Annotated in this window: 5 protein-coding genes; 1 reads left to right on the forward strand and 4 read right to left on the reverse strand. The window is 31.5% G+C overall.

The window, feature by feature from the left end; all coding sequences use genetic code 11:
* Nucleotides 1-64 precede the first annotated feature (64 nt).
* Genes FCS21_RS15540 through FCS21_RS15550 form a run of 3 tightly spaced genes read right to left on the reverse strand, consistent with a single transcriptional unit; the run spans nucleotide 65 to nucleotide 4,280 of the window.
* Entirely contained in the window at nucleotides 65-2,248 is a 2,184-nt protein-coding gene (locus FCS21_RS15540) for an AAA family ATPase (protein WP_138624451.1), read from the reverse strand.
* Nucleotides 2,245-2,937: an ABC-three component system middle component 1 gene (locus tag FCS21_RS15545; protein WP_054205605.1), complete on the reverse strand. Its 693-nt coding sequence runs from the start codon at nucleotides 2,935-2,937 to the stop codon at nucleotides 2,245-2,247. Before FCS21_RS15545 ends, FCS21_RS15540 begins: the two co-directional genes overlap by 4 nt.
* A 14-nt stretch (nucleotides 2,938-2,951) precedes the next feature.
* Complete coding sequence (locus tag FCS21_RS15550; protein WP_138624452.1) at nucleotides 2,952-4,280, reverse strand: ABC-three component system protein; 1,329 nt, start codon at nucleotides 4,278-4,280, stop codon at nucleotides 2,952-2,954.
* A 193-nt stretch (nucleotides 4,281-4,473) separates the two neighbouring features.
* On the opposite strand from FCS21_RS15550, the gene FCS21_RS15555 reads away from it, so the two are divergent.
* On the forward strand, nucleotides 4,474-5,421 hold the full coding sequence (locus FCS21_RS15555) for an ATP-binding protein (protein ID WP_138624453.1): 948 nt from the start codon (nucleotides 4,474-4,476) through the stop codon (nucleotides 5,419-5,421).
* A 65-nt stretch (nucleotides 5,422-5,486) separates the two neighbouring features.
* Here FCS21_RS15555 and istB read toward each other — a convergent pair.
* Nucleotides 5,487-6,220: IS21-like element helper ATPase IstB (gene istB / locus FCS21_RS15560; RefSeq protein ID WP_371287250.1), on the reverse strand; the 734-nt coding region annotated here is incomplete at its 5' end.

A 6,220-nucleotide genomic window follows, 5' to 3' on the forward strand; every position in this document is an offset into this window, starting at 1 on the left:
CCTACTTAGGGTATCAAAGCCCTAATGATTTTGAATTGAAAATTAATGAGTTAGAAAAAGTAGCTTAACTAGGGTGACTGAATTTACTTGACCAGGTCATTTCTTTTTTATAATTTTTTATTTCATCAGAGTATATCTCTTTCAAAGAACCTAACTTATTTATTATTGTTGTTAGCTCGTCAAACTTGCTCTTATTTAATATATATTGTTCACTCTCCCTAGAGCTGACAATATAGTTAAGGTACGCCTTCTTAGATTCAAGAACATTTTTGTCAAACTGAGTAAATAAACCACTATCATTATTAAAGTATTTGCCAAATATATTATCAGGATCATCACTTTTTGCAGGATCATACCTATTTTGACTATTGTAGTCTGATACAGTTCTAGAAAAATCTTCTACGTAGTTTGTTAGAGTAGTCATTTCTAATTGACTACTTCCCTGCTCTATCATTTTCCCAGGTGGTATTTGCAATGTATCAATTAGATCATAAGCTTTTTGATAACTTTTGCCTCTAAGTTCAATAATTTTACTCCAAACATCATTAACCATAGGAAATAATGATCTTAAAGTACTTTGAATAATTTCTCTGCTTTCATTTAACTCTTTTATACTGGAAAGAGCCCCCCACTTATAATCATTTTTTTTACCAAGCAAAGTATCAATTCTAGAATAATCTTGTTGGCTCTTCCCTAATACTATTAACTTTTGAATTAAAAGGTCATCATATTTAGAGTTCTTTTTCTCAAACTCTTTTATTTTTAGAGAAATTGGTTTGCTTATTTCATTTTCAAAACGTAGATTTATTAAATCTAACTCTCTTGTGTTGTCTGTAGATAAGTTGTCAAAGGTTAAAAGCCTTTCTTTCATTGAGTTAGATAATTTTTCCAAATCATCAAATTTAGAGCCGCAATACGGGCACTTACATTTATCCTCATTTGATTGTATATTCGAGAAGTGGCCCTCTAATTCTCGAATCGTACTTTTCAATTCATATATAGATTTGTTTAGGCCTTTTAAGCTAGTTGTAAGTGATTTCCTTGTGTTTAATATTGAATTATAGGTATCCAGTAGTTCAGGTAAAAAAGCGATAACTAATTGTTCTAAATGAACCTCTTTATCTTTAGCTGCATTGAATTTACTTATATTTTCAATTGTTTTATTAACTTTTGTCGCTATATCAACTTGACTAATTAGGTCTTGAAGGATGTAACCTTCAATTAACTCCACATTATTTATATCACTAAATAAATCTTGTAACTTATGGTATTTCGAATCTTGTAGGAAGTTTTGTAAAACATAATGTTCCTTAAATTCATGAGAGTTAATAATTAAAGATTTAACTTTTTCACTATTCTCTCTCAGCAGAAACTCTGCCGGTGAAAAATAATTGATAAAATCACTAACCTTTAGAAGCTTAGAAAGGTAACTTTCTAACTTTTCCTTCAAGAATTCTTCTTTTACACCAACGAATGGTTCTCTGGCATCAAAATCTATTTCTTGTTCTTTAAATACCTTTTCATATTCAACACTTTCAACTGAGGTTAGTTTGATAGAGGATAATTTTTCATTGAAAAAATCTCGCAGTTCGCAGAGCTTACTGTATTTATCACTGATAGATTTTAGTTTTTTTTCTTGAGTATCTGTTCTAAGTAGAAAGCCCAGAGAATTCTTTCTATCATGTTCTGATTTCTTTAAGAAAAAAGTTGTTTCTTCTTGTTGTAAGTAGTTAAAAATAGGGTAAATACTACTTATATCAATATCTTCATCAGCAAACTCAAAAAAATTTGTAATATCTGCTTGAGTTAAGACTTCTGCGTTATCCAAATCAAAAGATTCTTGAGAAAAGGCCTCTGAATCTTCGGTAAATAAACTTAAAATACCAAATTCATTCGCTTTGTTTTTTTTGCCTGTGACCTTTGGCCTTTGATTACTTTCCTTGTGTAGATGCCGAACTATAACTAATTTTTTACCGCATTTATTTTCTAACAAAAGCTTTAATGTAACTTCATCTTTTACATCGTTTTGAAAAAAAGGTTTTTTATAATCTTTTAGATCTTTGGTTACGTTTTCTTTCACCTTTGTTCTATGAATAGATCCAGTTAGACATAACTCAATGGCATCAAAGATAGTTGTTTTGCCAAAGCCGTTCGGACCCGTTAACAATGTCGTATTTTTATCTAAATCTGCTATGTTTACTCCAGTAAGGCCTTTAAAGTTTTTTATATATATTTTTAAAAACCTCATTGTTCACTCCCAAATAACTTAATTAAATTTTGAAAGTCCTCATTTACTAATTCATTAGATCTATTTTTTTCAATTAGTTCTTCCATCAACTCATCATCAATCCTATCTAAAGCCAGATCGAACTCATCTAACCCTTTCTCAGAGACCTTGCGCCCAAGAGGTCCTTCTAATAATTCAAATGTCCTTTTCTCTATATCTAAACTTAACCAAGGAAGCTTAATGAACAATTGTAAAGCAAAATAATAAACCAAATCATAGAAATAATTTTCTCTCAATTTATCGATGTCGCCGCTATCTACAATTATATTCAATTGACTTTTTATATTATGGGCTAGGTTTATAGAAGCAACCATTTCATCTGTATAGAGAAAAATAAACTTCCGAAAATAATATTCATCTTCTTCAATATTGAAAATTGTATTTTTCAAGCGAACAAGAGAATCGTTAAGGTTTTGTACTTTTACATATGCCAATACGCTTGTATTTTTTTTAAGACTTGGATTAAATATTGCATTTTCATTGTATTTTTCTAGTATACCTTTCGTTTTTTCTGACTCAAAAAAGCCTTCTATCTCAAGCTCTGAATATTCAGAAATTATAAAACTATCGATAGTTCCCAAATTAAAAACGTCTTTTGAGACTTCTTTGAAATCACTTTCAACGAGTAACTTCTCTAAAATTTTTCGCATGTAAACTCCATTACTCAATTTAATTTATTAATAGCATCATTTACATTAATTAAACGCATATGACTCTTATCAAATCTATCGCTAGTATCAGTATTGTTACCCCAGTTTATTGATTCGGATAAATCATTTTTAGTGATATTTTCAGGATCAGATATCTCTTTATTAATAAGATAAGACTTATCAAATAATGCCTGTGTTAGCATAGAGTTTTCACTTATTTTTCTCTTTAATGATTTTATTGACAAATAATCATCAACGATTAAGGATAGAATGTAACCGCCATTTTCTTGATAGCCTCGGTCTGTTAAATGATATTCAGAACCAGATACTTGATATAAGCAATTCAAAAAAACAGTTCTAAAATTATCCTTTTTAACTAGTGCGATTACATCATGGATTGATGTAAATTCCCCCACATCTTGCTCATTTGGATTAATGTCTCTAAGAAATTGAACAAAACCCTCATTATCCAAATGGTAAATTTCAGATGAATGGACTTGAATTCTTTCTATAACTGTTACATCTAGACCACCTGATTGTTCATAGATATCAGATATAAAGTCATTAACAATAGTCGCAAGGACTTTCTTGCAAGCACTAATTAGATAAGCCTTTTGATCAGGGTTACTTTTAAGGAGTTGGTCTATGTCGCTAAAAAGTAACTTGGGATAAGTATCGACCTTGTCGATATGACGTTTTTTTATTTCTACATCAAGTTGATTTACGAGACAGTAATAAATTCTACGCTTGTATTCTTTCTCTTGTGCTTCTCTATGCCCTATATGAACAAGGTATTTTTGAATTTCCTCTAAACAGTAATTTTCAAGAGTTGAGTTTCCTTCAGTAACCAGTGGGCAATAGAATATACCTGCCGAATATTCATACAACTTAATTTTATGTATATTATTTATCCAGTTTGCATCTGGGTATGCTTTTTTAAAGTCATCTTCATTTAAAACAAACCCTTTAATTTCTGTAATAACATGTAGATATCTAGAGTCTTCATTCACTTCTACTTCAGTTAAAACTCCACCCTCTAATTTTCTGAATTGGAAGCCTTTAGTTATTAGCTTATTATCAATATACAGCTGAGTTCCTAAAACATCTTTAACGGCGTTAGGGTACTTTGCATCTTTATAAGCTTTAACTTGATGCCTTGAAAAGACCCCCATGCCATTTTGGATATCAAAATCTTCAGCATTCTCAAATACAACACTCCAATCATCGAACATTTCATTAGCAACTATAAGTCTATTCATTTCTTTTAGAGCAACCAAAATCCCTGCTTGTCCTTGATGTAAATAGCCACTCCAACTTGCTGTTGCATTACGTTTATCAGCCACGCTTCATCCCTTGAAAAATACTTTTCTAATTCATATCTTTTTATACCAAATTAATGCTAAAAAATTAATAAAAACCCCATCAAAACCAACAAAAATATCATTTAAATCAATAATAAAGCGTATTTATATAGAGCTGAAGCAAAATATACCTTACTATCAAAGCAATCTTTGATAGCACAGCATCGTATAAATCATGTCAAACTTCACATTTGAAACCCTAAATGATAAAGATTTCGAAATTTTGTCAACTGACATCGTTTCCAGAGTTGAGTCCGTAAAAGTAGACCGTTTTAAGCCTGGAAAAGATCAAGGGGTGGATGGTAGATTCTTTGGTAGTGATGGAGAGGTAGTAATCCAAGTAAAACACTACCTTTGTTCAGGCTTTAGTAAAATGCTGTACAGCTGCAAAAATACTGAATTTCCAAAAGTAGAAAAACTAGCCCCTAAACGCTACATATTTATATGCTCTCTTCCTCTTAGTCGATTACAAAAATCGAAACTAACAGATGCTTTTTTTCCCTATTTAAAAGAGAAAGATATTTATGGCCAAGAAAACCTAAATGACCAACTAGAACTAAACCCAGATTTAATAAAAAAACATTATAAACTATGGCTAACAAGCTCTTCTGTTCTAGATAAACTGCTGAATAATGCCACTTTCAATCATAGTAATTTTACATTAGATGAAATTCAGTCTTTTAGTAAGTTCTACGTAAAAACCAAAAACCACATTAAGGCGATGGAAGTTTTAGATAATACGCACTGTTTAGTTGTTAGTGGTCAACCTGGGGTTGGTAAAACAACACTAGCACAACATATTTGCTTAGAACTAGTAGGTAATAACTTCGAATTTGTTGAAATAGAGGAAGATATAAAGGAAGGTTTTCAGTCTTATCAAAAAGGTAAAAAACAAGTTTTCTATTTTGATGACTTTTTGGGCAGTAATTACCTTGACTCAATTCAAAGAAAAGAAAGTTCAAGTATTGTTAAATTTTTTAAAGCTATAAAAAGCGACAGTGATAAAAGGTTTATTTTGACATCTAGAAGCTCAATATTAAACCAAACTAAAAACTTAACCGAGTTGTTTGCCAGAAGCTCTTTCGAAAGAAATGAATACGAATTAAACTGCGTATTCTCATGACTTTGATCACCGATTCTCATCAGCTTTGATCACTTGATTTACCATTTTGTAGAGCCATTCTTAAACTAACTTAACTGATCATCATCAGTCAATTTATTTAACTGTTTTCGTATTGATTCTCCTTTTAAGTTCAACTTAATTGCACCATGAATAAGCCTATCTAAAATAGCATCAGCGTGCGTTGATTCTCCGATCATTTCATGCCAGTTTTCCTGCGGCAATTGACTAATGATGATGTGTGACTTATATCCATATCTAGCGTCAATTAATTCAAGTAAGTCACTTCGCTGTTGAGCACTAAGTGGCTCAAGCCCCCAATCATCTAAAATAAGTAAATCGTACTTAATGAGTTTACCCAGTAATTTTCGATAACTGCCATCGGCCTGTGCTAGAAATAGACTTTCAAGTAACTCTTTTAAGCGAATATAAAAAACACTTTTACCTTGTAAACAATGCTCATGCCCTAAGGCACAAGCGAGGTAAGTTTTACCACAGCCTGTAGCGCCTGTGATTAATATATTCTGATGTAAACTCAGCCAGGTACTTTGGCTGAGACTACGTATTTGCGCTTTATCTAGATTACGCTTCGGTGCGTAAATAAGTTGATTTAATTGGCCCGGTAATCTGAATTTAGCTTGTCGCACAAGTCGATCGATTTTTCTTTCATTACGTGTATCAATTTCATGTGTAAGCAATAAACTAATACGCTCTATAAAGCTTTGCTCTTGATATAAGTTTGGCTGCTCAAGTTGTTGCTTGAGTGCTTGCTTTATACCCGATAACTTGAGCAATTGAAGTT

Source organism: Colwellia ponticola (assembly GCF_005885605.1).
In the GTDB taxonomy this organism is placed as follows: Bacteria; Pseudomonadota; Gammaproteobacteria; order Enterobacterales; family Alteromonadaceae; genus Colwellia; species Colwellia ponticola.

Coding starts and splice junctions, on each gene's coding strand:
- FCS21_RS15545 (WP_054205605.1), bottom strand. CDS start 2,937: ATGCGAAAAATTTTAGAGAAGTTACTCGTTGAAAGTGATTTCAAAGAA.
- FCS21_RS15555 (WP_138624453.1), top strand. CDS start 4,474: ATGTCAAACTTCACATTTGAAACCCTAAATGATAAAGATTTCGAAATT.
- FCS21_RS15540 (WP_138624451.1), bottom strand. CDS start 2,248: ATGAGGTTTTTAAAAATATATATAAAAAACTTTAAAGGCCTTACTGGA.